The 26,110-nt window shown below is 72.8% G+C and carries 23 protein-coding genes; 11 read left to right on the forward strand and 12 right to left on the reverse strand.

All coding sequences use genetic code 11. The features are described 5' to 3' along the window. Positions 1-255 precede the first annotated feature (255 nt). Both ACFYO9_RS34720 and ACFYO9_RS34725 read left to right on the forward strand, forming a co-directional pair. Positions 256-1,761, forward strand: a complete 1,506-nt coding sequence (locus ACFYO9_RS34720; protein WP_358779294.1) for an FUSC family protein — start codon at positions 256-258, stop codon at positions 1,759-1,761. Positions 1,762-2,219: 458 nt separating this feature from the next. Next, positions 2,220-3,296: a lactonase family protein gene (locus tag ACFYO9_RS34725; protein WP_358779295.1), complete on the forward strand. Its 1,077-nt coding sequence runs from the start codon at positions 2,220-2,222 to the stop codon at positions 3,294-3,296. A gap of 79 nt (positions 3,297-3,375) precedes the next feature. On the opposite strand, the gene ACFYO9_RS34730 is transcribed toward ACFYO9_RS34725, so the two are convergent. The 5 genes from ACFYO9_RS34730 to mmuM all read right to left on the reverse strand — a co-directional run bounded on the left by ACFYO9_RS34730 (position 3,376) and on the right by mmuM (position 8,355). Continuing rightward, on the reverse strand, positions 3,376-4,320 hold the full coding sequence (locus ACFYO9_RS34730) for a hypothetical protein (protein ID WP_358779296.1): 945 nt from the start codon (positions 4,318-4,320) through the stop codon (positions 3,376-3,378). Between the two features lie 95 nt (positions 4,321-4,415). Beyond that, positions 4,416-5,528 (reverse strand): BadF/BadG/BcrA/BcrD ATPase family protein, encoded by a 1,113-nt coding sequence (locus ACFYO9_RS34735; RefSeq protein WP_358779297.1) that lies wholly within the window; start codon positions 5,526-5,528, stop codon positions 4,416-4,418. After that, a complete protein-coding gene (locus ACFYO9_RS34740) occupies positions 5,525-6,202 on the reverse strand; it encodes a uracil-DNA glycosylase (RefSeq protein WP_355815251.1) in 678 nt (225 codons plus the stop codon). Before ACFYO9_RS34740 ends, ACFYO9_RS34735 begins: the two co-directional genes overlap by 4 nt. A gap of 33 nt (positions 6,203-6,235) precedes the next feature. Beyond that, a complete protein-coding gene (locus tag ACFYO9_RS34745; RefSeq protein WP_358779298.1) occupies positions 6,236-7,321 on the reverse strand; it encodes an exo-alpha-sialidase in 1,086 nt (361 codons plus the stop codon). 128 nt (positions 7,322-7,449) lie between these two features. After that, a complete protein-coding gene (gene mmuM, locus ACFYO9_RS34750; RefSeq protein WP_358779299.1) occupies positions 7,450-8,355 on the reverse strand; it encodes a homocysteine S-methyltransferase in 906 nt (301 codons plus the stop codon). Between the two features lie 141 nt (positions 8,356-8,496). Here mmuM and ACFYO9_RS34755 point away from each other — a divergent pair, with 141 nt between their 5' ends. Beyond that, a complete protein-coding gene (locus ACFYO9_RS34755) occupies positions 8,497-10,155 on the forward strand; it encodes an MFS transporter (RefSeq protein WP_358779300.1) in 1,659 nt (552 codons plus the stop codon). 80 nt (positions 10,156-10,235) lie between these two features. Here the strand turns inward: ACFYO9_RS34755 and ACFYO9_RS34760 are convergent, their stop codons facing one another. Next, positions 10,236-11,486, reverse strand: a complete 1,251-nt coding sequence (locus ACFYO9_RS34760; protein WP_358779301.1) for a cytochrome P450 — start codon at positions 11,484-11,486, stop codon at positions 10,236-10,238. 269 nt (positions 11,487-11,755) lie between these two features. Between ACFYO9_RS34760 and ACFYO9_RS34765 the strand changes: the two genes are divergently transcribed. The 8 genes from ACFYO9_RS34765 to ACFYO9_RS34800 all read left to right on the forward strand — a co-directional run bounded on the left by ACFYO9_RS34765 (position 11,756) and on the right by ACFYO9_RS34800 (position 18,894). Next, a complete protein-coding gene (locus tag ACFYO9_RS34765) occupies positions 11,756-11,899 on the forward strand; it encodes a hypothetical protein (protein WP_208033602.1) in 144 nt (47 codons plus the stop codon). Positions 11,900-12,014: 115 nt separating this feature from the next. Beyond that, positions 12,015-12,941, forward strand: coding sequence for a SagB/ThcOx family dehydrogenase (locus tag ACFYO9_RS34770; protein ID WP_388667025.1), 927 nt, complete (start codon positions 12,015-12,017; stop codon positions 12,939-12,941). A 63-nt stretch (positions 12,942-13,004) separates the two neighbouring features. Further along, positions 13,005-14,039 carry a TOMM precursor leader peptide-binding protein gene (locus ACFYO9_RS34775; RefSeq protein WP_355815269.1) on the forward strand — a complete coding sequence of 345 codons (1,035 nt, stop codon included), beginning with the start codon at positions 13,005-13,007 and terminating at the stop codon, positions 14,037-14,039. Next, entirely contained in the window at positions 14,039-15,367 is a 1,329-nt protein-coding gene (locus ACFYO9_RS34780) for a YcaO-like family protein (RefSeq protein ID WP_358779170.1), read from the forward strand. The genes ACFYO9_RS34775 and ACFYO9_RS34780 overlap by 1 nt, the downstream gene beginning before the upstream one ends. After that, entirely contained in the window at positions 15,342-16,142 is an 801-nt protein-coding gene (locus tag ACFYO9_RS34785; RefSeq protein ID WP_358779169.1) for a CPBP family intramembrane glutamic endopeptidase, read from the forward strand. Before ACFYO9_RS34780 ends, ACFYO9_RS34785 begins: the two co-directional genes overlap by 26 nt. Beyond that, positions 16,139-17,002, forward strand: a complete 864-nt coding sequence (locus ACFYO9_RS34790) for a type II CAAX prenyl endopeptidase Rce1 family protein (RefSeq protein WP_358779168.1) — start codon at positions 16,139-16,141, stop codon at positions 17,000-17,002. The genes ACFYO9_RS34785 and ACFYO9_RS34790 overlap by 4 nt, the downstream gene beginning before the upstream one ends. Beyond that, positions 16,999-18,069 carry an LLM class flavin-dependent oxidoreductase gene (locus ACFYO9_RS34795; protein WP_358779167.1) on the forward strand — a complete coding sequence of 357 codons (1,071 nt, stop codon included), beginning with the start codon at positions 16,999-17,001 and terminating at the stop codon, positions 18,067-18,069. The genes ACFYO9_RS34790 and ACFYO9_RS34795 overlap by 4 nt, the downstream gene beginning before the upstream one ends. 117 nt (positions 18,070-18,186) lie before the next feature. Beyond that, on the forward strand, positions 18,187-18,894 hold the full coding sequence (locus ACFYO9_RS34800; protein WP_355813247.1) for a TetR/AcrR family transcriptional regulator: 708 nt from the start codon (positions 18,187-18,189) through the stop codon (positions 18,892-18,894). Positions 18,895-18,903: 9 nt separating this feature from the next. On the opposite strand, the gene ACFYO9_RS34805 is transcribed toward ACFYO9_RS34800, so the two are convergent. The 6 genes from ACFYO9_RS34805 to ACFYO9_RS34830 all read right to left on the reverse strand — a co-directional run bounded on the left by ACFYO9_RS34805 (position 18,904) and on the right by ACFYO9_RS34830 (position 26,092). Then, on the reverse strand, positions 18,904-19,062 hold the full coding sequence (locus ACFYO9_RS34805; protein ID WP_358707812.1) for a hypothetical protein: 159 nt from the start codon (positions 19,060-19,062) through the stop codon (positions 18,904-18,906). 47 nt (positions 19,063-19,109) lie between these two features. Further along, on the reverse strand, positions 19,110-20,168 hold the full coding sequence (locus ACFYO9_RS34810) for a methyltransferase (RefSeq protein ID WP_358779166.1): 1,059 nt from the start codon (positions 20,166-20,168) through the stop codon (positions 19,110-19,112). A 156-nt stretch (positions 20,169-20,324) separates the two neighbouring features. Further along, positions 20,325-22,376: an ABC transporter ATP-binding protein gene (locus tag ACFYO9_RS34815; protein WP_355813239.1), complete on the reverse strand. Its 2,052-nt coding sequence runs from the start codon at positions 22,374-22,376 to the stop codon at positions 20,325-20,327. 16 nt (positions 22,377-22,392) lie between these two features. After that, positions 22,393-23,298, reverse strand: a complete 906-nt coding sequence (locus tag ACFYO9_RS34820; RefSeq protein ID WP_355813236.1) for an ABC transporter permease — start codon at positions 23,296-23,298, stop codon at positions 22,393-22,395. After that, entirely contained in the window at positions 23,295-24,254 is a 960-nt protein-coding gene (locus tag ACFYO9_RS34825; protein WP_355813233.1) for an ABC transporter permease, read from the reverse strand. The genes ACFYO9_RS34820 and ACFYO9_RS34825 overlap by 4 nt, the downstream gene beginning before the upstream one ends. Continuing rightward, positions 24,251-26,092, reverse strand: coding sequence for a peptide ABC transporter substrate-binding protein (locus tag ACFYO9_RS34830; protein ID WP_358779165.1), 1,842 nt, complete (start codon positions 26,090-26,092; stop codon positions 24,251-24,253). Before ACFYO9_RS34830 ends, ACFYO9_RS34825 begins: the two co-directional genes overlap by 4 nt. Positions 26,093-26,110 lie beyond the last annotated feature (18 nt).

Consider the following 26,110-nt stretch of genomic DNA (forward strand, 5'->3'; position numbering starts at 1 on the left):
GGCCCGTGAGTGGGGGAGGGCGCAGGGAGCCCGGTGGTAGTAGGGCGGCGTGATCCATTGGTTCTCCTGTGGACTGGGTGGAGAGGGTGAGGCTGGGCCAATGGCTCAGCGCTGTGGGAACGAGTTGAGCCATCGGGTCGGGAAGTGGTGTGATGTGTCTGTCGATGGCGCTGCGGATCTCCGCGGCGCCTTTTTCATGCGGGCAGGCCGGACGGGTCGGCCAGGTCGAGCTGAACGGGAAGGGGCGGGGAAGCCGTGCTGAAGAGGGTGTTCGTAGCGCCGGATCCGGGGCGGATGCGGTTGCGCTTCGCTTCGCGGGCCGTGCTCGGCATCGCGTTGGCCGTGGCCGTGTGCGGGGCGGCCGGGCATTCGCTCGTGGCCGCGATCACGGGTGGGCTCGCCGCGTTGCTCGCGCTCTTCACCGTGGGCGACGCGACCGTACGGGGGCAGGCCACCACCACCGCCCTGCTGCCCGTCGTCGGATTCCCCGTACTGGCGCTCGCGGCCGTGCTGCACGACGTACCCGTGGCACGGGACGTCGCGTTCCTCGGCGTGATGGGCGCCGGGGTGTACGCGCGGCGCTGGGGGCCGCGCGGGCATTCGCTCGGCGTCTTCGCGTTCATGATGTTCTTCGCCACGCAGTTCCTGCACACCACCCCCGGTCAGCTGCCCGAGCTGTTCGCCGCCGTGCTGCTCTCGCTCTGCGCGTCGTCCGCGGTGCGCTTCGGCGCGTGGTGCTACGAACGCCGGGTGGCCGGCATCACCGTACCTACGCCGCCGAGCGCCCGTGGTCTCGCCCGTACGACCACCCGGCAGGCCGTGCAGGCCGTCGCGGGCGGCGCCTTCGCGCTGGCCGTGGGGCAGCTGCTGTCCGGCGAGCGGTGGTACTGGGCCGTCGGCGCCACGTGGTGGGTGTTCGTGAACACGGCGTCCAGCGGGGAGACGCTGGTACGGAGCTTCCGCCGGGTACTCGGCACCGTCATCGGCATCGGTGCCGGCTTCGTCGTCGCGGTGCCGCTGCACGGGGCGCCCGTCCCCTCGGCGCTCGTCGTCGCCGTGAGCGTCTTCGGGATCTTCTACACCGCCGCCGTGTCGTACACGTGGATGATGCTCGCCGTCACCGTCATGGCCGGGGTCCTGTACGGCCTCCTCGGCGTGCTCAACCCGGGGCTGCTCGCGCTGCGCGTCGCCGAGACCGGCGCGGGGGCGCTCGGGGCCGTCCTCGCGGTCCTGCTGGTGCTGCCCGTCACCACGCACGCCACGACCAACGCGTGGATCGAGCGTGCCCTGCGGTGCGTGCACGCCTGCACGGCGGAGGCCGCCGCGCGACTCGCCGGGTCCGAGACCGCCGATCCCGCGCCGCGCGTCGCCGAGCTGGAGCAGCTGCTCGGCAAGGTGCGGCTCTCGCTCGCGCCGCTGGTGCACCCGGGGAGCCCGTTGCGGGCCCGCAAGGAACGCGCCCGTCAGGTGCTCGCGCTGCTCGACGCCTGCGCCCGCGAGGTGCGCGGGCTCGCCTCGATCGCGGCGGACCCCGAGGCCTCGCACGACGATCGGCTCGCCGCCGCGTGCTGGCGGGTGGAGGCGGCGGTGGAGGCGCTCACCGCGCCGGAGGCGGCGCGCCGCCCGGCCGCCGACGCCCTCACCGCGCCGCAGACCGCCGTGGCCCACCCGGCACTGGCCCACCTGCACGGCCTGGAGAAGGCCCTCGCGGAACTGGCCCACCCCTTGAGCGTCTCGACGAGGACCCCGCAGGGGGTGTGAGGCGCGGCCCGGGGTGGGGGAGGGGCGGGCGGGCGGGCGCCGGACGGGGGTTACGTCGGGGGCGGATGTACGGGTCTGGGGCGCCGGGCTCAGGGCGGCCACCTGGACGGCGACGTGCCTGTTTCTGGCGCTGCCCGGCGGTGCCGGTGGTGCTCGCGCAGGTCAGCCAGGTCAGCCTGCGAAACCCCTGCACGGCATCCGGCCGCCGGCCGCAGCGCCCCGCCGTCGGCCACGGCTGCCGTCCTTCGCCGCGCCCGGCCGCAGCGCAGGCTGGGCGGCGCGGCCCGTCTACCCGCGCCCCACCCCGTACCCCCACGCACCCCCCGTCCACCACACACCCCACCCTCCGCCACCCCACCCCACCCAGCCCCTTTGGTCTAGACCGGGCTGCTAGCGTCAGCCGCAACTGATCGTGGTGCGGCGTCGCAGAAGCGGCGCCGGGTGAGAGGGGACTGGCAGTGGGCGTCGGCAAGCAGGCGGGGCAGGCAGGGCAGACGGGTCCGGCGGGGCAGGCGAGGCGGGCCTACGTCGGGTCCTTCACCGCGGCCGGAGGCCCCGGCGTGGTCGTCGCCGACGTGCACCCCCGCACGGGCGCGCTGACGCTCATCGGCGCCACGGACGCCGTTCCCGACCCCTCCTACCTCGCGCTCTCGCCCGACGGCGAGACGCTCTACGCCGTCAGCGAGACCCCTGACGGCGCCGTCGCCGCCTTCCGGACCACGCCGGGCGGCGTCGAGCTCGCGGGGCGGCCCGTCCCGGTCGGCTCCGCGCCGACCCACCTCGCCCTGCACGCCGGCCACGTGCTGACCGCGAACTACCCCTCGGGCAGCGTCACCGCCGTACCGTTGCGCGCCGACGGGACGCTCGCCCCGGCCCCGTCGAGCGAGCTCAAGCACACCGGCTCAGGGCCCCACCCCCAGCGCCAGCAGGCCCCGCACGCCCACCAGGTCCTCGCCGACCCGAGCGGCCGCTGGGCGGTCGGCGTCGACCTCGGCACCGACTCCGTGCGCGTCTGCGCGCTCGACGGCGGCGAGCTCACCCTCCACCGCGAGGTCGCGCTGCGCCCCGGCTCCGGCCCCCGGCACCTCGTCTTCCACCCCCGCGGCGACCGCGCGTACGTCCTGAACGAGCTCAGCCCCACCCTCACGGTCTGCGCCTGGGACGCCGTCGACGGCAGCCTCAAGCCCCTCGGTGAGCTGCCCGTCCTCGAGGACGCCCCGGACGGCGACACCTACCCCTCGGAGGTCGTCGTCGCGCCCGACGGACGGTTCCTGTGGACCGCCACGCGCGGCGCGGACGTCATCTCGGTCATCGCCCTCGACGAGGCCGGCGACGCGCCCAGGCTGACCGCCACCGTGCCGTGCGGCGGGCACTGGCCGCGCGACCTCGCCGTCGACCCGGCGGGACGGCACCTGTACGCCGCCAACGAGCGTTCCGGCGACGTCACCTGGTTCACGGTCGACCAGGAGACCGGCCTGCCGACCCGCTCGGGCTCCGTCCCGGTGCCCGCCGCCTCCTGCGTGGTCTTCGGCTGAGCCGGATCCGGACGCGGCGAAGGGCCCGCCCCCACATCGGGGCGGGCCCTTCGCCGTACGTACGGAAGTACGGAAGCGCTCAGTGCACCGGTGTGCCCGAGGGCTGCTGCGGCGTGATGCCGAGCGTCGTCGTGTACTTGGCGAGCGCCAGCTTGCCGATCGCCGGGTAGGGGCCGAGCGGCTCGGCGACGGAGCAGCCCGCCTCCTTGGCGGCCGCGTCGAGCAGCCCGGAGTCGAGCTCGGGGCCGATCAGATACGGCGCGAGCGCCAGCTGGGCCGAGCCGGAGCCGCGCAGCTGCTCGGCGGTCGCCGCGATGGCGCCCTCCTCGTCCAGCGCGGCGGCCATGACCGGCACCGCGAGGCGCGCGGCGAGCAGCATGCCGGTGATCCCGGCGGCCTGCACGGCCTCCTCGCCGCCGACCGTGGCGAGGACGATGCCGTCCGCGGCCGTCGCCACGGTGAACAGGCGGGCGCGGTCGGCGCGGGCGAGACCGGCCTCCGACAGGCGCACGTGCAGCGCCTCGGCGAGCAGCGGGTGCGGGCCGAGCACATCGCTCAGCTCGGCGGCGGCGCGGCTGTCCATGACGGCCTGCCGGATGCGGCGCATCAGCGCGGCGTCGGGTCCCGCGAGCAGCGGCACGACGACGGCCACGGGGCCGTCGGGCTCGGCCATCTCGGCGCCGGCGGCACGCGCGCGCTCGACGCGGGCGGTGCGCTCGGCGGCCGCGTGCGCCAGCACGGAGTGCAGCGAGGGGAACTCGGGGAAGGACGTGACGGTGGCGTCTTCCGTACCGTCGAGGTAGCCGATTCTGGCGTCGAGGCCGGGCAGCTCGGAGCGGGCGATGCTCACGACTTCCTCGGCGAGGCTGCGCGTGGTGGTGCTGGGGGCGCCCGGCACGGCGAGAACCAGTGCGGGCGCGCCCTCAGGAGCCGCGACGGGCTCCGGACGGCGGTGCCGGCCCGGCTGACGGGGGCGCGGCATTCGTACAGGCAGGCCGGATGCGGGCCCAGTGGGGGAGCTCATGCGCCCGCATGCTACTGGCTTGCGGGCGCCCGCTGTTCGGGGAGGGTGCAGGTGGGCGGTATAAGTCCGTTTTTGTCTGATGAATTACGCAGAGGTCAACTGTCGTCGTCTCCATGGGACTCGTCGCGATGGTCCCCCGGGCTTCCTCGGCCGTTCCCCGGGGTTCGTTCGACCTCGACATGGATGTCCTCGACGGGGAGGTCGGCGGGGTGGTTTCCGTGGACGGAGAGCATGCGGCCGTCGCGCGGAAGGCGCAGCCGGACCGCGGCGACGTCGGCCGCTATCCGCAGCGCTCCGTCCAGCGGATCGCCGGCCGCGGGAACCCGCCGCGCGTGCGGCAGTTGGTCCGCCAGCTCCTCGGACAGGGGGACGAACAGGGGGTCGCCGACGTGGAACAGGCCGCCCGTGAGGGCCACTTCGCACTCCTCGGTGCGGGGGCAGACGGCGGCCGCCGCCTCGGCGATGTGCCGGGCCGCCTCCCGCAGGATGCCCCGCGCGACGGGGTCGTCCGCCGCGCAGTCGGCCACGTCCGGTGCGAAGGAGGCGAGGACCGCGGGCCGGTCCGGGCGGGGGTAGAGCTGCCCGGGCAGCTCCGGCAGCGGACCGAACCGTTCCGCGGCGCGGGCGAGCAGCGCGGCCGAGCCGCCCCGCCTGCCGTCGTACTGCCGCAGCGCCGCCTCCAGTCCGGCCCGGCCGATCCAGGCGCCGCCGCCGCAGTCGCCGAGGAGATGGCCCCAGCCGTCGGCGCGGTGCCAGGCCGTCGGGTCCATGCCGGTCGCGATCATGCCGGTGCCCGCCGCGACGACGGCGCCGGGGCGGTCACCGAGCGCGCCCGCGTACGCGGTGACGGCGTCCGCGGCGAGCGCCGTGCGGTGGACGCCCAGGTGCTCAGCGAGCGCCGCCGGCAGGTGGGCGCGCAGGTCGTCGCCGAGGCTCGCGAGGCCCGCGGCCCCGACGCAGACCGCCGTGATCCGGCCGCCGCCCGCCCCGTCCAACAGGGCCCGCGCCATGGGCAGGAGCTGTTTGAGGAAGTGGCCGGCGTCGATGCCGCGTGGGCCGGTGTGTACGGGCTCCGCGGAGCGGACGGCTCCCGTGGAGCGAAGGGGTGCCGTGGAGCGGTCGGGTCCGGGTCCGCGCGGGTCGGCCAGGGCGGCCCGGAGTCCGGAACCGCCCGAGTCGACCCCGAGGACGTACTCCCGGTCGGTCACGGCAGCCGCCAGTCCACCGGCTGCGCGCCCTGCCGGACCAGCAGGTCGTTGGCCCGGCTGAACGGGCGCGAGCCGAAGAAGCCGCGGTCCGCCGACATCGGCGACGGGTGCGCGGACTCCACCGACGGCGACTGCCCGAGCAGCGGCCGGAGATTGCGCGCGTCACGCCCCCACAGGATCGACACCATCGGGGTGCCGCGTGCCACCAGCGCCTTGATGGCCTGCTCGGTCACCTCTTCCCAGCCCTTGCCGCGGTGTGCGGCCGGCTTGCGCGGGGCGGTGGTGAGCGCCCTGTTGAGGAGCAGGACACCCTGCCGGGTCCAGGGCGTGAGGTCGCCGTCGGACGGCGGGGGCAGGCCGAGGTCGTCGCCCAGCTCGCGGTAGATGTTGATGAGGCTGCCGGGCAGCGGCCGGACCTCGGGCGCGACCGAGAACGACAGGCCCACCGCGTGACCGGGTGTGGGGTAGGGGTCCTGACCGACGATCAGGACGCGGACGTCGTCGAAGGGCTGTTGGAACGCGCGCAGCACATGCTGTCCCGACGGGAGATATGTGCGTCCCGCGGCGATCTCCGCGCGCAGGAAGTCGCCCATCGAGGCGATCCGTTCGGCCACCGGCTCCAGGGCCTTGGCCCAGCCGGACTCGACGATTTCGTGCAAGGGTCGTGGTGCCACGGCGTCACCCTACTGCCGTAACGGCGGCGTCGATCAACCGACGGCCGCGGCCCGTACACAGAGCACGTCCGGCAGGTGCGAGGCGAGCAACTGCCAGCTGTCGCCGTCGTCCGCCGACGCGTACACCTCGCCGTTGCGATTGCCGAAGTAGAGGCCCGCCGGGTCGCAGTCGTCGCTCCACATCGCGTCGCGCAGCACCGTGCCGTAGTGGTCCTCGTCGGGCAGCCCCGCGCTGAGCGCCTCCCAGCTCCGGCCGGCGTCGGCCGTGCGGTAGACGCGGCAGCGGTGGTCGGCCGGGACGCGGTCGCTGTCCGCGGTGATGGGGAAGACGTACGCCGTGTCGCCCCGGTGCGGATGGGCGACGGCCGCGAAGCCGAAGGTGGAGGGGAGGCCCTCGCCGATGTCCTGCCAGTGCCCGCCCGCGTCGTCGCTGCGGTACACGCCCCAGTGGTTCTGCAGATAGAGCCGGTCCGGGTCGGCCGCGTCCCGCGCGACCTTGTGGACGCACTGGCCGAACTCGGGGTTCGGGTCGGGCAGGAAGGCCGCGGCCACGCCGTTGTTCGCAGGGTCCCAGCTCGCGCCGCCGTCCGTCGTGCGGAACACTCCGGCGGTGGACACCGCGACGGTCACCGCGCGCGGGTCGCGGACGTCGGTCAGCACGGTGTGCAGGCCCTCTCCGCCGCCGCCCGGCACCCACTGGGAGCGGGTGGGGTGCTCCCAGAGGGGACGGACGAGCGAGAAGGACTCGCCGCGGTCCTCCGAGCGGTACAGCGCGGCGGGCTCCGTGCCCGCGTACACCACGTCCGGTTCGGCGGCCGCCGGGTGCAGCTGCCACACCCGCTCCAGCGAGGCCCCGGTGTCCTTGGGGAACTTCACCGCGGGCTTCGACGGCTCCGTCCAGGTCCGCCCCAGGTCGTCGGAGTGGAAGACGGAGGGGCCCCAGTGCGCGCTGTCCCCGCCGACCAGGAGGCGCGGGGTGGGACCGCGGGTGTCGATGGCGACGGAATACACCGCCTGCGCGTTGAAGTACGGGCTGTCGTCGAACTCCCAGGCGCCGCCCCGCCTGCGTCCGATGAAAAGGCCCTTGCGGGTGCCTACGGTCAGGATGATGTCGGACATGCCGACCACCTCCGGGACGTCGTTGTCTCAGGTACCGGCAAGTCTGCACCCCACCACTGACAGTCACCCCCGGAGACGGTGTCCGCGCAGGTCAGCGCCCGTGTCCCAGGCGTGGCGCGGGCGACCGCTCAGGCGCCGGGCCGCTCCGCTCCCAGCTCCCGCGCGACCTCCGCGATCATCGTGGGCCCCACCCGGCAGCACCCGCCGATCAGCCGCGCCCCCGCCGCCCGCCACGCCTGCGCCTGGCCGGCCGAGAAGCGCGTGGGCCCGCGCCAGGACCGGGTCGTGGCGTCCCAGCTCTCGCCGCTGTTCGGGTAGACCACGACCGGCTTGCCGGTGATCCGCGCCGCGAGCGCCACCGCCGGCCCCGCGTCCTGCGGGGAGCAGCAGTTGACGCCGACCGCCACCACCTCGTCCGCGTCGGCGGCGAGCGCGAACGCCTCGCGCAGCGGCTGCCCCGCGCGGGTGCGGTCGCCGGCCACGCTGTACGACAGCCAGGCCGGCACCCCGAGCCCGCGGACCGCCCGCAGCAGCGCCCGCGCCTCGTCGGTGTCGGGAACCGTCTCCAGGGCGAGGACGTCGGGCCCGGCCGCGGCGAGCGTCTCCAGGCGAGGACGGTGGAAACGCTCCAGCGCGTCCACGGACAGTCCGTACCGGCCCCGGTACTCGGAGCCGTCGGCGAGCATCGCTCCGTAGGGTCCCGCCGACGCCGCCACCCACACCTCCCGCCCGAGACCCGCGCCGGCCCGCCGGGCCAACTCCACGCTCAGGGACAGCAGTTCGCGGGTGCGCCCGGCGTCGATGCCGTGCCGCGCGAAACCCTCGTACGTCGCCTGATAGCTCGCCGTGACGGCGACCTCGGCGCCCGCCTCGTAGTACGCGCGGTGGGCGGCCTCGACGGCCGCGGGCTCGTCGGCGAGCAGCCGCGCGGACCACAGGGCGTCGCTCAGGTCGTGCCCGGCGGCCTCCAGCTGGTTGGAGAGGCCGCCGTCGAGGACGAGGGGGCGCTGGGCAAGGGCTTCGGCGAATCTCACGGGTTCGACGCTAGCCGAGGTGCGGGGAGGTTTCCGGCCACCCTCGGAAGGACGCTTCCCTCGCGCTCCCTCACACTGTTAGTCTCGTATCTAACAGTGTTAGAGACGGCTTGCGAGACAACGCGAACAGGACGGTGTGCGATGGCGGCGGATTCCCCCGCCCGGACTGGCCCGAGCCCCTACCGGACGCTCCCGGCGCTGTGTGTGCCGCTGGCCCTGACGATGCTGCAGAGCACGGTGCTCAGCACCGCCCTGCCGGACATCCAGGACGACCTCAACGGCGGCATTCAGGACATCCAGTGGGTCATCAGCGGCTATTCGCTGGCATTCGCCGCGCTGATGCTCACCGGCGGCGCCGTCGGCGACCGCTTCGGGCGCAAGCGGACCTTCCTGGCGGGGCTCGGCATCTTCCTCGCGGGCTCGGTCTTCTCCGCGCTCGCCGGATCGGTGTGGGTCCTGGTGTCGGCGCAGGCGGTGCTCGGCGTCGGGGCCGCGATGCTCATGCCCAACACGCTCTCGATCATCCGGCACGTCTTCACCGACAGCGGCGAGCGCGGCACGGCCATCGGCATCTGGGCCGCGGTCGCGGGCGCCGCCGTGGCCTTCGGTCCCGTCGTCGGCGGGCCCCTGGTGGAGAACTTCGGCTGGTCCGGCATCTTCTGGATGTACGTGCCCATCGCGGTCCTCGGCTTCGTCCTCGCGGTGCCCGCGGTCCCCGAGTCCGCCAACCCCGAACGGCGCCTGGACCTGGCCGGGTTGATCCTCTCCATCGCCGCCATGTCGGCGATCGTCTACGCCACGATCGAGGGCGGCTCGCGCGGCTGGGGCGACGGTCTCGTGGTCGGGGCCTATGCGGCCGGCGGCGCGCTGCTCGTGGCGTTCCTCGTCACGGAGCGTCTGGTGCGCGAGCCGATGCTCGACCTGTCGTTCTTCCGCGACCGGGTCTTCACCGGCTCCGTACTGGCCGGATTCGTCCTGTACTTCGGGCTGTTCGCGATCACGTACTTCCTGATGCTCTGGCTGCAGACGGTCCTCGGCTGGTCCGCGGTCGGCGCCGGGCTCGCGATCCTGCCGGGCATGCTCCTCGCGATGGTCTCCGCGCCGCTCGCCGGCTGGCTGACCACACGGGTGGGCGGTGCGGTGCCGCTCGGGCTCGGCATCCTGTTCGCCTCGGCGACGATGTTCGGGGCCTCGCTGTACGGGACCGGGGCGCGCTACGGGGAGTACTGGTGGGTGATCCTGCTGGTGGGCCTCGGCATCGGCCTCACGCTCACGCCGATCTCGACGCTCGTCATGATGCGGGTGCCGGCGGCCCGTTCCGGCATGGCGTCCGGCGCGAGCAACGCCACGCGTCAGCTCGGCAGCGTCTTCGGGGTGGCCGTGCTCGGCACGCTGCTCACCACCCGCATGACGGACAGCGTCCGGGACCGGCTGGTCGACGCGCATGTGCCGGGGCCGGCCCGCGCCGAGGTGCTGCGGGCCGTCGAGGCCGGCGGCGCGCACAGCACGGGGTCGGGCGGCAGCGCGCGGATCACCGGGATCGTCAACGCGGGCTTCGTGGACGGGTTGCACCTGGCCGAACGGGTCGGCGGGGCGCTCCTGTTGGTGACGGCGATCGCGGCGTACTTCCTGGTGCGGGGGCGCGATCGGGAGGATGTCGACGCGGGCGCGGGTGGGGCCGCGGAGACCGCTGACACCACCGGCTCCGCTGATGCCGCGGACGTTTCCGAGCCCGGCTCCCGCGGTGACGGTCCCGGCGCGGCGCCGGCCCCGGGCGTCTCCGCCGACCGCACCACCTGAGACAGCCGGGCGGGTCCGGCCATCAATCCCCCGCTGGTCGCACCCGCCCGGCGCCGTTCCGGTCGGCCCGGTAAGGGCCGTCACCCCACCCGCACGGGCAGTTCGCGGACACCTCGCATCATCAGGTTGTCCCGCCAGCGCAGTTGGTCCGGCTCGATCGCGAGCCGGATGCCGGGGAAGCGGGCGAACAGGCGCGACACCCCGACCCGCCCCTCCATCCGGCCGACGGCCGCGCCCATGCAGTGGTGGATCCCGTGGCTGAACGCCAGATGCTGCTGCGCCGCCGCGCGACTGCTGTCGACGCGAGCGCTGTCGAAGCGGCCGCTGTCGAAGTGGTCGGGGTCCGGGAATCTGCTCGGGTCGCGCCCTGTCGCGCCGAGCAGGACGAGCACCGGCTCGCCGGCCCGCAGCCGCCTGCCGCCGATTTCGGTGTCGCGCACCGGGAAACGCCAGGTGGGGACCTTGACCGGGCCGTCGACCCGGAGCACCTCCTCGATCAGCGGGTCGATCAGCTCCGGATCCGCCGCGAGCGCGGCGCGTTCGCCGGGGTGGCTCAGCAGCCGCAGCGTCGCGTTGGTGATGAGGTACGCGCTGGACTCGTGGCCCGCGAAGAACAACTGGTAGACCAGCGAGATCAGTTCGTAGTCGTCGAGCTGGTCCGCGCCGTGCGCGTCGACCAGCGCGCTGACCAGGTCGTCGGCGGGTTCCTTGCGCCGCGCGGCGAGCAGCGGGACGAAGTACCCGGCCATCGCGTCGGCCGCCTCGTCGAAGGACGCGTCGTCCTGCAGCTCGGCCTGGACTAGGAGTTGACCCCATTCCTTGAAGCGCGGCCGGTCCGCGGGCGGGATGCCGATGAGCTCGCAGATCACGTCGACGGCGAGCGGCAGGGCGTAGTCGGTGAGCACGTCGAACCCGGGGCGGCCCGCAAGCCCGTCGAGCAGTCCGTCCGCGAACACACCCACCGGCCCGCGTAGTTCGAGCATGCGCCGCGCGGTCAGCGCGCGCGACATCAGGCGCCGCATCCGCGTGTGATCGGGCGGGTCCACGCTGAGCAGATGGCGGCCGAGCAGCGCGGTCTTCTCCTCGGCGCGGCCGGCCGCGATGGCCTCGCGCACGGAGGCGTCGGTGCTTGCCGGGTCCACGCTGAACAGCGGATCGGAGAGCACCGCCTTCGCCTGCTCGTACCCGCTGATCAGCCAGGGGGTCAGGCCGGGGCGCAGGTGTACGCGGGTGAGGGGCACCGTCGCGTGGAGGCGGGCGTAGCCGGGGCCCGGGTCGGCCATGAATGCGGGGTCGAGGAGATCTACCGGAGGTGCCTCATCGCTGCTCATGAGCTTGTTGGTAACAGCAGTCGGGGCGCGCCCGCAATAATCTCGACAATTGCCTCATTAAAGATTTCGCCAAATGGAATACCTGTCGCCGTTTGTGGGTTCGGGCATTCCTCGAACGTCTCTTGCTTGACTGGACAAACACTGTTAGGTTGCGTGGCTGCGAGGCTGAAAGATAGGGCTCGCCGGGGCTTTCCGGGGAAAGTGTCCCGAAGGCCTCGTGTGCAACGTGGACCGAATCACTCTTCGTATCCGAACGAGAGGAGACAGCCATGAAGCTGCAGTCCGAGAAGGTCACCGAACACCGCAACAGCACGCCGCAGGCCGCTCTGGAGCCCTTCGGCGCAGGTCGCGACGAGGCCGTTCTGGTGCCTGGCGCCTGTTCCTGCTGCTGTGGAGCGGTCGTCCGCAAGTAACCGATGACGCCGGCGTGCGGCGGGCCGAGGGTCCGCCGCACGCCGGTCCCGCTCCCCACTTCGGTGACGACGGTACGTCGCACACGACGGCGAATGAATGCAAGGAGCGAATTACATGAGCGATGCGGATACCCCTGCGGATTCGCGTCTTGTTCAGGCTTCGGTGGCCGCGAGCGCCTATCGGACGATGAGCCCGCATGTGCAGGGTGTCGGCCTGCAAACAAATTCCATGCGCTTCGAGAATCTTTCGTCGGACGCCGTAGAACGGCTCGCGGAAGAGTTCTTGATTGCCACCAGAATGCGCCGCTGGGACCGTTCGTCCCTGCTCTCCATCGGCTATTACTTCTCCGATGTCATGGCGGTCGTCCAGTCCCGCCAGGACCGCCTGCCCCGGCAGGGCGCCCCCCGCACTCCGCTGCCCGAGGGCACGGACACCACGGCACCGCTCGACCACGCCGTCTTCGGCCGGCGCAGCGGCCGTGACTTCTCCGGCGCCCCCGTACCCTTCGACGACCTCGCCACCGTGCTCCGCTTCGCCGGGTGCGTCACGGCCGAGGCCGACATCGAGCTCGCCGACGGCTCGCCCCTGACCATGGGCTTTCGCACCGTTCCCAGCGCGGGCGGCCTCTACCCCGTCGAACTCTGGCTCGCCGCCCTGAACGTCGACGGCCTCAACCGTGGCCTGCACCGCCACCTGCCCGTCGAGGACGCCCTGGCCACCGTGGCGGGGCCGGACGCCCTCGCCCCGCTGCTCGCCTCCTTCGACCCGCAGGACGGCTCGATCGACTTCGAGCGGGCGGCAGCCGTCCTCCTGCTCGTCGGCAACCCCTGGCGCTCCATGCGCAAGTACGGCCCCCGAGGCATGCGTTCGATGTTCCACGAGGCCGGCGGCATCGCCCAGAACGCGCACCTGGCCGCCACCGGACTCGGCCTGAACAGCGTGGACTTCTCCGGTTTCTACGACGACGAGGCGCACGCGGCGCTGCACCTCGACGGAGTGCACCGGACGCTGCTGCACACCGTGCTGCTCGGCGCGGGCTGACCACCCGCACAACCGACCCCGGGCCCCAGGGCTCCCGGGCTCCCGTGAAGAGAGGCCCTTTGCATGTCAGACAACCGGCAGCCCCGCGTGCGCCGTTCGTTCTCGGTCGTCGGCCACAGCCCCGACGTGGTCGAGCTGCGCACCGGCGTGTGGAACGCCAAGTCGTACACGCTCACCGACGACTCCCGCTCCGGCAAGCTCTTCAACCTCGTCAGCGGACTCGACGGAACGCTCTCGCGGCGCGACCTCGCCAAGCGCGAAGGCGTCTCCCGCGTCGAGGTCGAGGCGCTCGTCGACCACCTCTACGGTCTGGACGCCATCGAGGAGGGCCCGAGCAGCGCCCTCGACGCCTACCTCGACACCATGGCCACCCTCGGCGGCCGCGGCCAGACACCGGTCGCCGAGGGTGTCGTCCTGCTCGGCGACCCCGAACTCGCAGAACGCACCGCCGCGTTACTGCCCCACGACGTGGCCGGAGACGTCCTGATACCCGGCCCCGACCACCCGGTGCGCGCCCGCCTCGACGCCCTCGCCCCCGCCGTGCTCCACGACGGCCTGGCCTTCGACGAGGCCGTCGAGATCCTCGCCCCGTGGCGCGGCCGGTATCTGCTGCTCGCCGAGAGGACCGTCGACCCGGTCCGCGCCCGGCTCCTCAACCGGCTCACCCGCGCCGCCGGGATCAGCTGGACGTACGCCGCCGTCGACGGGCCGTTCCTCTTCGTCGGGCCCACCATGGTGGCCGGGCGGTCCGCGTGCTTCGAGTGCTTCGAGACGCGGGTGACGATGAACCTCCGGGAGAGCGCGGGCTATCAGCGCTACAAGGAGGCCCTCGTGCGCTCCGCGGTGCACGCCGGCGCGCCGCCCGTCTACGGCCCGGTGCAGGCGCTGCTCTGCTCGCACCTCGCCCTGGAGGCGACCAACTACCTGAGCTGCGGCTCGACGTTCACGATCGAGCAGGTCCTCGGCTGCTACCTGCCGAGCATGGAGATCTCCTACCAGAGCGTGCTGCCGCTGCCCGGCTGCCCCGGCTGCGGCCCGGTGCCCGAACGGGACGACGAGACGCTCCACTTCGACCCGCGCACCTGGCTGGAGGACTGATGCGGCTCACGGTCCACCAGGACGAGAACACCCGTGTCCACCGGCTGCGCCGCCGCATGCACGGGCCGCTGTGTGGGCTCACCACGTCCATGGGGTTCCTCACCCGCTACCCGGGCGGCCCGCGGCTCCTGGTGGGCACCGCCGACATGACGGGCGTGCACGTGCGCCAGGACCAGCCGCCGCCCAAGGCGGGCAGCTACCACATCGGCGGCTACGGCATCTTCCCGTTCGAGAGCCACATCCGCTCCCTGGCCGAGACCCTGGAGCGCTACTCCGGTTACGCGGCCGCCCTGGACGGCAGGTTCACGGCACGGCACGCCCCGTACTCCCAACTCGCCGCCGAAGGCGAACCGTTGCTGCCGCGCTCCGCCTTCGAGCTCTTCACCGAGGAGCAGTACGCGCGCGACGGCTTCCCCTTCTCGCCCTTCGACCCGGACGCCGCGTCGGGCTGGGTGCGGGTTGGTTCGCTCGTCGACGGCGAGCCCTGCTGGGTGCCCGCCCAGCGCTTCCTCCTCGGTTACGTGCGCGAGCGCGAGGAGCCCTGGACGCTGCCCGCCGTCACCACCGGCACCGCCACCCACACCACCCCACAGGCCGCCCTGCGCGCGGCACTTGAAGAGGTCGTGCAGGTCGACGCGGCGATGGGGCACTGGTACGGGCACACCGACTCCGTCCTGATCCGCCCCGACGCACGCACCCGGCACGTCGACGGCATCGTCGACACGTACTTCCCGGCGGGTGCTCCGCGCCCCGAGTTCCACGCCCTGCCAAGCCCCGACCTGCCCGGCTTCACCATCGCCTGTCTGCTGCGCCAGCCCCCGGGCCTTGTCCCGGAGGTGGCGATCGGCCTCGGCAGCGGCGCCTCGCTCGCCCGCGCCATGTACCGGGCCCTGCTGGAGGCGGCGGGCGTGCAGTGGCTCGCGGCGTGGGTGGCCGTCGAGCAGGCCGTCGAGGGCACGCCCGCGGACGCCGACATCTACGACCTCGAAGGCAACGTCGGCCTGTACGCGACGTCCAACGGCGCCCGGACCGTCGAACGCCGCTTCGCCGCCCACACCGAACGGCCCGCCTCCGACCTGCCACCGGACGACGACCGGCCCGTCAAGGAGGCGGTGCGCACCCTCGTCGACGGCTTCCGGCTCTCCGGGAAACAGCTCTACTTCGGCGACCTGACCACCTGCGACCTGCGGGCCCTCGGGTTCCACGCGATGCGCGTGTGGTCCCCGGACACCGTGAGCCTCCCCCTGCCCAGCGCCGTACCCGCCGCCCATCCGCGCTTCGCCGACTACGGGGGCTTCACCGATGACGTCCCTCATCCATATCCCTGAGCTGCGCGACACGGCACTGACCGCGCTCGTCCTGTGCGCGCTCAGCTCCCTGGCGCTCGCCTCCCATCTGCACGTCCGCTTCTTCGACCATCGCGGGGTGCACACGCTCCAGGTGTACACGGCCGTGCTCGCCGCCGTGACCGGGCTCGGCCTGCTCGTGCTCGGCCCCGGTGCGCTCGTCCACGGCCCCGCCTGGGGGCTGCCGGCCGGTCTGGCCCTCGGCGCGGCGGCCGCACCCTTGGTGGCCGCCGCCGACACGGCGGTCACCCGGCGTCTCGGGCGCCGCACCGCCGCGCGGCCGTCACCGCCCGCCGCGACGCCCGCGCCCCGCACCCGGGGCACCCGCGCGGTCGGCCCCGCCGCACGGCTCGCCCGGACCGCGCCGCCGACGGCGACCGAGCGGCGCTGGACGGCGAACCGACGCGACAGCGACGTGGCGCTGCCGCTGGCGTGGCTGGTGGCCGTCGGCGTTCTGGAGGAGTGTGTCTTTAGGGGCACGCTCACCGGCGTAGCGCTGATCCAAGACGCCCTGGTGGTACGGGTGTTGCTGCTCGTCCTCGCCACGGCGGCGTTCGCGCTCTCGCACATCTTCTTCGGCTGGGCCCAGGTGGCCGCGAAGCTCCCGCTGTCCCTGACCGCACTCGCCCTCACCCTCCTGACCGGCAACGTCCTGGGCGCGGTCGTCGCCCACGCCCTGTTCAACGCCCGCATCTGGCGCTACCAGAACACCGTGCGCCCCTCCGGCACCGCCCGCCCCCGGCCGGCCCGCTCATGAGCGCGGCGTCCCAACTGCCCTGGGCGGTCACGGGTGGTGTGCTGCTCGGCGTGGTCGCGTCGGCCTATGGGGTGCTTGCGCCGCGGCTCGCGGGACGGCTCTCGGGAGGGGGCGCCGGGCTCGCGCCGGGCCGGGCCCGCTCGGTGGCCGGAGCAGTCGCCGGGGTCCTGGTCCTCGCCGCGGCTCTCGCGCTCGGCGTGCTCCCGGGAGACCTGGGGTTCGGCGGGCTCGGCGGCGTCGACGCGGCTTTGGTGGTGCTCGGACTCGCCCTGGGCTGCGGGGAGTTCGCCGCCGCCGCCTTCCTCGCGGGGCTCGCCGCGGACATCGGCGCCGGCCTGCGCCCCACCGCCGCGGGACGCGCCGCCCGGCGCCTCGGCGACACCCTGCGCGGCCCCCGCTCCCGGCCGAAGACCGACCCGGCGAGGACCGCCGCCCGGGACAGCCGCGCCCCGCGCCCCGCCTCCGCGGCCGGGCAGACCCACTGGCTCGGCCTCGCGCGCGGACACACCGCCGACGAGGCACGGGCCCGCGTGAGCGGACCCGGCGCCCGCTGGGCCGTCGCCGCGCTCGCCCTTGCCGTGGCGGGAGAGGAGGCCGCCTTCCGGCCCGCACTCATCGAAGCACTGCGCGGATCGGGCGCGGTGGCCGCCGTCGTCGTGGCGGTCCTCGCGCACGCCGCCCTCCGCGTGCGCGGCGCCCCCGCCGGACGCCGCCTCACCCCGGAGAGCTGGGTGCCCGCCCTCCTCGTACCGACCACCCACGCCGTCCTGTACTGGCGCACCGGGACGCTCGTGCCGCTGCTCGCCGCCGACGCCGCCTTTCTCGCGCTGCTCATCCCGACCGAGAGGAAACGACCATGAAACACGGCATCTCGCTGCTCCCCGACTGCAGGCCGGCGACGCGCGGCGCCCAGGAGTACTACCAGGACGTGCTGCGGATCTCCCGGCTCGCGGACGAGGCCGGCCTCGACTACGTGAAGATGACCGAGCACTACCTCAAGGACTACGGCGGCTACTGTCCCAGCCCGCTGACCTTCCTCGCCGCCGTCGCCGCCCAGACCGAGCGGATCGGCCTGATGACCGGCTGCGTCCTGCCCGCCTTCCACCACCCCATCCAGCTCGCCGCGCACACCGCGATGGTCGACGCCATCAGCGGCGGCCGCCTGGAAGTCGGGTTCGCGCGGGCCTGGATGCCGTACGAGTTCGCGGCGTTCGGGGTGTCCATGGACGAGAGCCGCGACCGGTTCAACGACACCATCGCGGCCGTCCTGCGGCTGTGGACCGAGGAGAAGGTCAGCGAGGACAGCCCGTTCTTCTCCTTCCGGGACGCGACCTCGCTGCCGCGCCCCGTCCAGCGCCCGCACCCGCCCGTGTGGGGCGCGGCGGTCCGCTCCCGGCAGAGCTTCGCCTGGCTCGCCGAACAGGGCTTCGGGCTCCTGGTGACGCCCCCGCCGCGGCAGCAGGACCTCGCGGGCGTACGGGACCTGGTGGAGGTCTACCTCGACACCTTCGAGGACGTGCACGGCTCCGGCCCCGAGGCGCCGCGGCCCCGCGTCGCCGTCTCCATCCCGCTGTACGTCGCCGAGACCGACGACGAGGCGTACGCCACCGCCGACCCGCTGCTGCGCGAGTACCTGACGGTGTGGGCCGAGGCCGCCGAGGCCTGGATGCACACCTCGTCCAAGGACTACCCGACGTACTCCCAGATGGCCCTGACCCTGCGCAACCTCGACATCGCGGACTTCCGCAGCCTCGGCACCGCCGTCGTCGGCTCACCCGCCACCGTCCTCGCCCGCGCCACCGAACTGCGGGACCTGCTGTCCGTCGACACGTTCCTGTGGCAGGTCGACTTCGGCGGCCAGGACGGCCCGACGATGGAACGCAGCTTCCGGCTCTTCCGGGACGAGGTGCTGCCGCAGTTGAGGTGAGGAGCGGGTGAAGGTGCCGGGCGGGGTGGCGGGAAGTACTTCCGGCCACCCCGTTCCTCTAACATGGTTAGAGAACATCAGCGGACCGGGAGACCGGGAACCAGAGGGGGTCGGCGCATGCCAGGCCAGCGAGCCGCCAACACGGCCCGGCGCCAGCCGAGACCGTCCATCACGCTGGAGGCCGTCACCGCGGCGGCGCAGCGCACGCTCCAGCGGGACGGCCTCGACGCCCTGTCGATGCGCCGCCTCGCCGACGAACTGTCCATCCAGGCACCCTCGTTGTACTGGTACGTGCGCAACAAGGACGAGCTGCTCGACCTGCTCGCCGACTCCCTCCTCGCCGATCTGCGCCTCGACGTCCACGTGCCCGACGACGGCGACTGGCAGACCGGGCTGCGCGAGATGATGCAGGAGTACCGCAAGTACCTGCTGTCCAAGCGCGATTCGGGCCGGGTCCTCGCGGGCCGGCTGCAGTTGGGGCCGCACTTCCTGCGGCACGCGGAGGTCATCCTCGGCGTGGTGCGCGGCGCCGGCTTCGACGACCAGGACACCGCGGACTCGCTCTACTCCCTCACGCAGTACGTGCAGGGCTTCGTGCTGCACGAGACGTCGCCGCTCTCCGCGGACGTGGCGCGCGGCGCCGATCCCATGGAGTTCCTGGAGGCGGCGCGGGAGCGGCTCGCCGGCCTGTCGGCGCGGGAGTACCCCAACGTGGTCGCGGTCGGCGCCCGGCTCGCGCGCCCCGACATCGAGGCGCGCTTCAACTACGGCCTGGACCGACTGCTCGACGGACTGCGGGACCGGCTCGCGGGACGCGACTCCTAGGGCCTGGTCCTAACCGTTGCCGTTCTGCCGGGCGTCCCTCTCGGCCTGCTCGCGCTGCTGGCGCTCGCGGTTGCGGGCCTGCTCCTCGTCCTGCTTCTTCTGCAGGACGCGCTGCCGGGCGCGGTTGCGGGCCCGTTCCACGGGGTCGCCCTTCCACGGTGCTCGCATGGGAGTTGCCTCCTTGAGGTGGGGATGGATGCGGTACGGGGAATGGATCAGGCCGACTCCGCGGGCCGGGCGATCAGCACCGACTGGGGCGGCGTCGCGGGCAGGACGCGCTCCAGCGTGAAGCCCGCGCGGCGCAGCAGGTCGCGCCACTCGTCCTCGCCGCGCTCGCGTCCGTCGTTGTCGGCGAGCATCTCGATGTCGATGAGCTTGGCCCAGTGGAAGCCGTTGCCCGGCGGCACCACGGCCTCGATGACGAAGAGCCGGGCGCCGTCACCGCCCGCCTCGCGGACCTTGCGGAGCACGGTGAGGGCGGTGGCGTCGTCGAAGCAGTGCAGCATGTTCTTGATGAGGTACGCGTCGCCGCCCGCCGGGACATCCTCCGTCGCGTCGCCCGCCACCAGACGCACCCGGTCCGCGACGCCGAGCCGGTCGAGCCGCTCGCGGGCCAGGTCGATGACATGCGGCCGCTCAACCAGGACACCGGTGCTCCCGGGGGCGCGGGCGAGCAGCGTGCCGAGCAACTCGCCGTCCCCGCCGCCGAGATCGACGAGCGTGCCGTACGCGCCGAAGTCGAGGGCGGGCGCGAGTTCGGCGGCGAGCTCCGCGGTGAGCTCGCCCATCGCGCTCTCGTAGACGGACCGGAAGGCGACGTTCTTGTCGAGGTGCTCGAAGAGCGGCATGCCGTGGGCGGCCTCGAAGGCGGGGCGCCCGGTGCGCACGGTGTCCAGGAGCCGGCCGAAGGAGTCCCACATGGGGCCCTCGGTGAGCATGAGCACCCAGTTGCGGATGGGAGTCGGGGTGTCCTTGCGTAGACAGTCGGCCATCGGCGTCAGCCCGAACCGCCCGTCGGCGAGCTCCTCGAAAACGCCCACCGAGGCCGTGGCGCGCAGACAGCGGTGCAGCGCGGGGGTGTGCGCGCCGACGGCCGAGGCGATCTCCGCGACGGGGAGCGGCCCTTCGGCGAGGACGTCCGCGACGCCCAGCGAGGTGAGCACGGAGAGGGGCTGGGACACCCACTTCGCCGCGGCGAGGGAGAGCACCCTGGCGTGCGGCGGGTCGTACGGGCCTCCGGGGAGGCCGATCGGAGCGGATGCCTCGGCAGTCACGTAACCCCCTGGGGACGGCGCCCTGACCGTGCCCCGCGGACCGGCGAGGCACGCTGTCTAACAGTGTTAGGTGGTACCCAGGCTAGCACCGTGGCCGGATCGAGGCGAGGCCTCGCGCGGGAGGCCGTCCGCGCGCGAGGCCGTCCGTGGGCCCGCTCATCCCCGGGTAAGGCCCGCCTCCGGCACGCGCTCCAGGGGGAAGTGGCAGGCCACCTGGTGTCCCTCGCCGTTCGGTGTGCGGGCCTCCGGTTCGGTCGTGGCGCACACGTCCTGGGCGAGCGGGCAGCGGGTACGGAAGCGGCAGCCCGACGGGGGCTTCGCCGCGGACGGGGTCTCGCCCTCCAGGGGGGTGCGCGCGGCACCGGTGGCCGCCTCGGGGTCGGGCAGGTTGACCGTGTCCAGGAGCCCGCGCGTGTAGGGGTGCAGTGGATGCGCGTACACGCGCTCGGCCGGGCCCACTTCGACGAGCTTGCCCAGGTACATCACGCCGACGGTGTCCGCCAGATGGCGTACGACGGCCAGGTCGTGCGAGATGAACAGATAGGTCAGGCCGCGCTCGCGCTGCAGGTCGCGCATCAGGTTGAGGATCTGCGCCTGTACGGACACGTCGAGCGCGGACACCGGTTCGTCCGCCACGACCAGGTCCGGGGAGAGTGTCAACGCCCGCGCCAGGCCGAGGCGTTGGCGCTGGCCGCCGGAGAACTCGTGCGGGTAGCGGTGCACGGCGCCGCGCGGAAGACCGACGGCGTCCAGGAGTTCGGCGACGAGCTTCTCCCGCTCCGCGCGGTCGCCGACGCCCTGGATGACGAGCGGCTCACGCAGGATCTCGCCGACCCGCATGCGCGGGTCCATCGCGGCGGTGGAGTCCTGGAACATCAGCTGGACGCGGCGCCGGTGCGCGCGCCGCTGCGCCCGCGACATCCGCGCCGGGTCGGAGCCGTCGAACCGCACCGCGCCGCCGGTCGGCTCCTCCAGGCCCGCGACGATCCGCCCGAGCGTCGTCTTGCCGCAGCCGGACTCGCCGACCATGCCGAACGTCTCGCCCCTGCGGACGGTGAGCGACACCCCGCCGACCGCGCTGACCGTGCCGCGGCTGCGCGAGAACGCGCCGCCCTTGAGCGGGAACTCCTTGACCAGCGTGTCGAGTTCGAGGAGTACCTCACCGGGGGCGCCGGAGGCCGGCACGGGCGGGGGCAGCACCACGTCGTCCTCGGACGCGACGACGTCCGGCACCGGGTGGAAGCACGCGAACCGGTGTTCCGCGCCCTGCGCCGGGTCGTCCACGAGCTGCGGCTCCTCGGCGCGGCAGGCGTCCGTGGCGAAGGTGCAGCGCGGCGCGAAACGGCAGCCGGCCAAGGGCGCCGCGAGGTTCGGCGGCAGGCCCGGGATGGTGTGCAGTTCGGTGCCCCGGTCGGCGGCGCGTTCGGGCAGCGCGGCGAACAGCGCCTCGGTGTAGCGGTGGCGCGGGCGCGCGAACAGGCCGCGTACGTCGGACTCTTCGGCGACCTTGCCCGCGTACATCACCGCGACCCGGTCCACCCGGTTGGCGATGACGCCCAGGTCGTGGGTGACCAGGATCATCGCCATGCCGAGGCGGGTGCGCAGGTCGTCGATCAGCTCCAGGATCTGGTGCTGCGTCGTCACGTCGAGGGCGGTCGTCGGCTCGTCCGCGATCAGCAGCTTCGGCTCGCAGACCAGGGCCATGGCGATCGCCACGCGCTGGCGCATACCGCCGGACAGCTGGTGCGGGTAGGCCTTCATGCGCTCGGCGGGCTGTGGCATGCCGACCAGGCGCAGCATCTCCTGGGCGCGGGCCCAGGCCTCCTTCCCGCCGATGCCGGGGCGGTGCAGGAGCAGCGGCTCCGCCACCTGCGCGCCGATGGTCATCGTGGGGTTGAGGGAGGTCAGCGGGTCCTGGAAGACCATGCCGATGGTGTTGCCGCGGACGTCCTGGAGGACGGGGGCGGCCGCGGTGGCGAGGTCCTGCCCGTCGAACAGGACGCGCCCGCCGGTGATTTCGCCGCCCGGAGGCAGCAGGCCGAGGACGCTGAGCGCGGTCATCGTCTTGCCGCAGCCGGACTCGCCGACGACGCCCAGGGCCTCGCCGGGGGCGAGGGACAGGCAGACGCCGTCGAGGGCGTGGACGGTGCGCTCGCGCGAGGCGATGTCGACGCGCAGGTCCTCGATGGAGAGCAGGGGCTCGGTCATCTTCTCGTCTCTCCTGTTACTTCCGCAGCCGTACGTCGAACGCGTCCCGCAGCCCGTCGCCGATGAAGTTGAACGCGGCGACGACCAGCACGATCGCGATGCCCGGCGGGAAGATCAGCCACCAGTAGCCGTTCTGCGTGTAGGTGATGCCGGCCGACAGCATCGACCCCCAGTCGGCCGAGGGCGGCGGGATGCTCAGGCCGAGGAACGCGAGATAGCTGACGTAGAGGATCGCGTCGGCGATCTGGAACGTGCAGTTGACGATGACCGCGCCGATCGCGTTCGGCACGATGTGCTTGAACACGGCGTGGGTGCCGCCGCCGCCCATCATCCGCATGGCCTGCACGTATTCGCGGTTGCGCAGCGAGAGCGCCTCGCCGCGCACCAGCCGGGCGGGGGACAGCCACGCCACCGCCGCGATGATCACGATGAGGACGCCCTTGCTGGGGGTGATGATCGCGGCCACCACGACGAGCAGGAACATCGCGGGGATGGCGAGCGCGGCGTCCGTGATCCGCATCATCGCGGCGTCGATCCAGCCGCCGAAGTAGCCGGATATCGCGCCGTAGACGGTGCCGAAGAGGGTGGCGAGGAGGCCGGCCGCCAGCCCGATCTCCAGGGAGGTCTGCCCGGCGACCATCAGCCGGCCGACCATGTCGTAGCCGAGGTCGGTGGTGCCGAGGAGGTGGCCGGAGCTGCCCGGTGACCGGTTCGCCTGCGCGAGGTCGGTGTGGATCTGCTCGGTGTCGTACACCAGCGGCCCGAGATAGCTGAACGCGAGCAGCAGGAGCAGCACCACCACGCCCGTCAGGGCAAGCTTGTTGCCGGTGAAGACCCGGAGCGTGCGGCGGGCCAGCGAGGGCGTGGCCTGCGCGGCGTCCTCATGGCCCGGCGCGGTGACAGGGGTGACCGTGGTACTCATGCCACGCTCCGTATCCGGGGGTCGAGGACGGCGTACAGGACGTCGGTGAGCAGCGAGCCGACGACGGTGGCGACACCGACGACGAGCGTCACGCCGAGCAGGACGGGGAAGTCGGAGCCCTGCGCCGCGTTCCAGAACAGCAGTCCCATGCCCGGGTAGTTGAACATCGACTCGACGACGAGGGCGCCGCTGAAGAGGGTCGGGAGGTAGAGGCCGAGGAGCGTGGCGAGGGGGATCAGCGCGTTGCGCAGGACGTGCCGGACCATGATCCGGCGGCTCGACTGGCCCTTGGCCATCGCGGTGCGGACGTACTCCTCGGAGAGGTTGTCGAGCACCGCCGAGCGCATATAGCGGCTGAACATCGCGATGATGCCGAACGCCATCGTGACCACCGGCAGGACCAACCCGGTGAAGTCGCCGAGAAGTTGGCCGATCGTCTCGCCCTGCGGCGCCTCCGCCGGGAAGACCGGCAGGACCTGCGCGAACAGAATGATCATGATGAGGCCGAGGAAGAACACCGGCGTGGCGTACATCAGGAAGGCGAGGCCCGTGAGCGCGTAGTCGGACGCCTTGCCGCGCCGGACGGCCTGCAGCAGGCCCAGCGGCACCGCGATGACGACCGCGAGCGCGGTGGAGAGGACCGTCAGGAGCAGCGTCTTCGGCAGCCGCTGCTTCAGCAGGTCGAAGACGGGCGAGTTGAGCTTGAAGGACTCGCCGAGGTCCCCGGTGAGCAGCCGCTTCACATACATCGCGTACTGCATCGGCAGCGAACGGTCATAGCCCTGCTGGTGGTTGAAGTGCTCGATCTGCTGCGGCGTGCCCTTCGGGCCGAGGATTGCGCGCGCCGGGCCGCCCGGCAGCAGATGCAGCAGCACGAAGACGATGACCGACACCAGGAAGAGGACGACGATCGCCTGGAGGAGGCGCTTGACCAGAAAGCCGGTGAAGCCGGTCACTTCTCGGCTCCCTTCTTCTTGACGTAGTACCAGTGCTGGGGCGCGAAGGTGACGGTCGGGTTCTGCGAGACGCCGCGCAGGTCGTTGCGGATCACCGACACCTGGTACGCCGGGTTGGGCATCCACATCACGGGCAGCTGCTCCGCGAGGTACTCGCCGTACTCGTGCACGGCCTTCATGTCGGGGGAGTACTGCACGCCCCGGATGATGCGGTCCGCCTTCTTGTCGCTGTAGTTGCCGAAGTTGGCGGAGGCGCCCGTGGAGAAGAGCAGCTCGCCGCTGGGGTTGAGCGGGTAGTACCAGCTGCCGGCGGTCCCGAAGAACGACATGTCCCAGTCGCAGCCGGGGTCCTTGGCCTTGCACGGCACGGAATTGCCGAGCACCGAGTTCAGCGGCTGCTGACGTACCCTCAGGTCGATGCCGGCCTTGGAGAGCGACGACTTGAGTTCCTGCATCATGTTCGTCGTCTCGGTCGAGCCGGACTGGGAGAGCAGGGTGAGCTCCAGCGGGGCGTTGCGCCCGATGCCCTTGCCGCACCGGTCCGCTCCCGTGCCGGGGCGCACGCAGCGCGCGGTGCCGTCCTCGATCCGCCAACCGTGCCGGGTCAGCAGCGATGTGGCCTTGGCGACGGAGAACGGGTACGGGTTCTTCGCCATCTCCGGTGACAGGTACTGGCTCTTGGGTGTCACCGGCACCGGGCCGAGCGTCGGTGTCGCACTGCCCTGCCAGATGACGTCGCTCATCGCCTTCTGGTCGACGAGGTGCTGCATGGCCTGGCGGATGTAGAGCTGGTCCATCGTCGAACCGCCGTGGGCGGAGTTGAAGTTGTAGACGATGTACGTCGCCGCCCAGCCCTCCCACGGATCGACCCGGTACCCCTTGCCCTCGAACTTCTCCTTCTGTGCCAGCACCGACGGCGGGATGTAGCCGTAGTCGACGCCGCCGGACCGCAGCACGTTGTACTCGGAGTCGGCGGTCGTGAACGGTTTGAAGACCACCTTGTCCAGGTGCGGGCGCTCCGACTTCGGCCCGGTGAACTTCTCGTTCGGCACGATGGTGACCTGGCCGCTGTCGCGCCAGCCGGCGAGTTTCCAGGGCCCGTTGACCGTCTTCCAGAGCGGGTCGGAGGCGTACGAGCCGAGGCTCTTGGCGTGCCGGGTCAGCCGGGTGAAGACGGCCTTGGCGCCCGCGGGCGTGCGGTCCCAGTCGCCGACCTTCCCGCCGTCGGTCTTCGCGTCCCAGGCGTGCTGGGGCAGGGCCCGCAACAGGGTGAGCTGGTTGGCGGTGAACCAGTCCGGGTTGTACGCGCGGGTCAGGTGCAGCCGCACGGTGTGGTCGTCGAGCGTCTCGAACCGCCTGACGTTGTCGGGCATCGTCCCGACCGAGTAGCTGCCCCAGTCCGCCTTGTCGGCCTTGACCAGGTGGAACCAGAACTCCAGGTCGCGGGCGGTGACGGGCTTCCCGTCGGACCACTTGACGCCCTCGCGCAGCGGCACGGTCACGGTCTTGTTGCCGTCGCTGTACTTCGGCTCAAGGCCGAGCGTGCTGGGCCCGTGCGTGGTCAGCTCGCCCTTTGCCTTGTCCTGCACGGCGTCGTAGACCGGCATGAAGAGCAGCGACTGGATTCCGTAGTTGTACGAGGCGCCGTAACCGGGCGCGCCGATCGGGAAGATCCAGTTGGGTGTCGCGGCCGGCGGCAGCGCCATCGTCGCCGTGCCGCCCTCGACGGGCGTGCCGCCGGTGGGGCCCATGTCGATGCTGCCGCCCTCGCGGGTGCAGCCGGTGAGGGCCGCCGCGAGGACGAGCAGCGCGGCCGCCGCGGACCTGAGTGAGCGCATGGCGATGGGCCTCCAAGG

Source organism: Streptomyces sp. NPDC005863 (assembly GCF_042871345.1).
Taxonomy (GTDB): Bacteria; Actinomycetota; Actinomycetes; order Streptomycetales; family Streptomycetaceae; genus Streptomyces.

Excerpts from the sequence above, each read along its gene's own strand:
- ACFYO9_RS34765 (WP_208033602.1), top strand. The coding sequence starts at position 11,756 with ATGAAGCTGCAGTCCGAGAAGGTCACCGAACACCGCAACAGCACGCCG.
- ACFYO9_RS34800 (WP_355813247.1), top strand. The coding sequence starts at position 18,187 with ATGCCAGGCCAGCGAGCCGCCAACACGGCCCGGCGCCAGCCGAGACCG.
- ACFYO9_RS34760 (WP_358779301.1), bottom strand. The coding sequence starts at position 11,486 with ATGAGCAGCGATGAGGCACCTCCGGTAGATCTCCTCGACCCCGCATTC.
- ACFYO9_RS34785 (WP_358779169.1), top strand. The coding sequence starts at position 15,342 with ATGACGTCCCTCATCCATATCCCTGAGCTGCGCGACACGGCACTGACC.
- ACFYO9_RS34780 (WP_358779170.1), top strand. The coding sequence starts at position 14,039 with ATGCGGCTCACGGTCCACCAGGACGAGAACACCCGTGTCCACCGGCTG.
- ACFYO9_RS34795 (WP_358779167.1), top strand. The coding sequence starts at position 16,999 with ATGAAACACGGCATCTCGCTGCTCCCCGACTGCAGGCCGGCGACGCGC.
- ACFYO9_RS34755 (WP_358779300.1), top strand. The coding sequence starts at position 8,497 with ATGGCGGCGGATTCCCCCGCCCGGACTGGCCCGAGCCCCTACCGGACG.
- ACFYO9_RS34820 (WP_355813236.1), bottom strand. The coding sequence starts at position 23,298 with ATGAGTACCACGGTCACCCCTGTCACCGCGCCGGGCCATGAGGACGCC.
- ACFYO9_RS34770 (WP_388667025.1), top strand. The coding sequence starts at position 12,015 with ATGAGCGATGCGGATACCCCTGCGGATTCGCGTCTTGTTCAGGCTTCG.
- ACFYO9_RS34775 (WP_355815269.1), top strand. The coding sequence starts at position 13,005 with ATGTCAGACAACCGGCAGCCCCGCGTGCGCCGTTCGTTCTCGGTCGTC.
- ACFYO9_RS34830 (WP_358779165.1), bottom strand. The coding sequence starts at position 26,092 with ATGCGCTCACTCAGGTCCGCGGCGGCCGCGCTGCTCGTCCTCGCGGCG.
- ACFYO9_RS34730 (WP_358779296.1), bottom strand. The coding sequence starts at position 4,320 with ATGAGCTCCCCCACTGGGCCCGCATCCGGCCTGCCTGTACGAATGCCG.
- ACFYO9_RS34790 (WP_358779168.1), top strand. The coding sequence starts at position 16,139 with ATGAGCGCGGCGTCCCAACTGCCCTGGGCGGTCACGGGTGGTGTGCTG.
- ACFYO9_RS34815 (WP_355813239.1), bottom strand. The coding sequence starts at position 22,376 with ATGACCGAGCCCCTGCTCTCCATCGAGGACCTGCGCGTCGACATCGCC.
- ACFYO9_RS34805 (WP_358707812.1), bottom strand. The coding sequence starts at position 19,062 with ATGCGAGCACCGTGGAAGGGCGACCCCGTGGAACGGGCCCGCAACCGC.
- ACFYO9_RS34745 (WP_358779298.1), bottom strand. The coding sequence starts at position 7,321 with ATGTCCGACATCATCCTGACCGTAGGCACCCGCAAGGGCCTTTTCATC.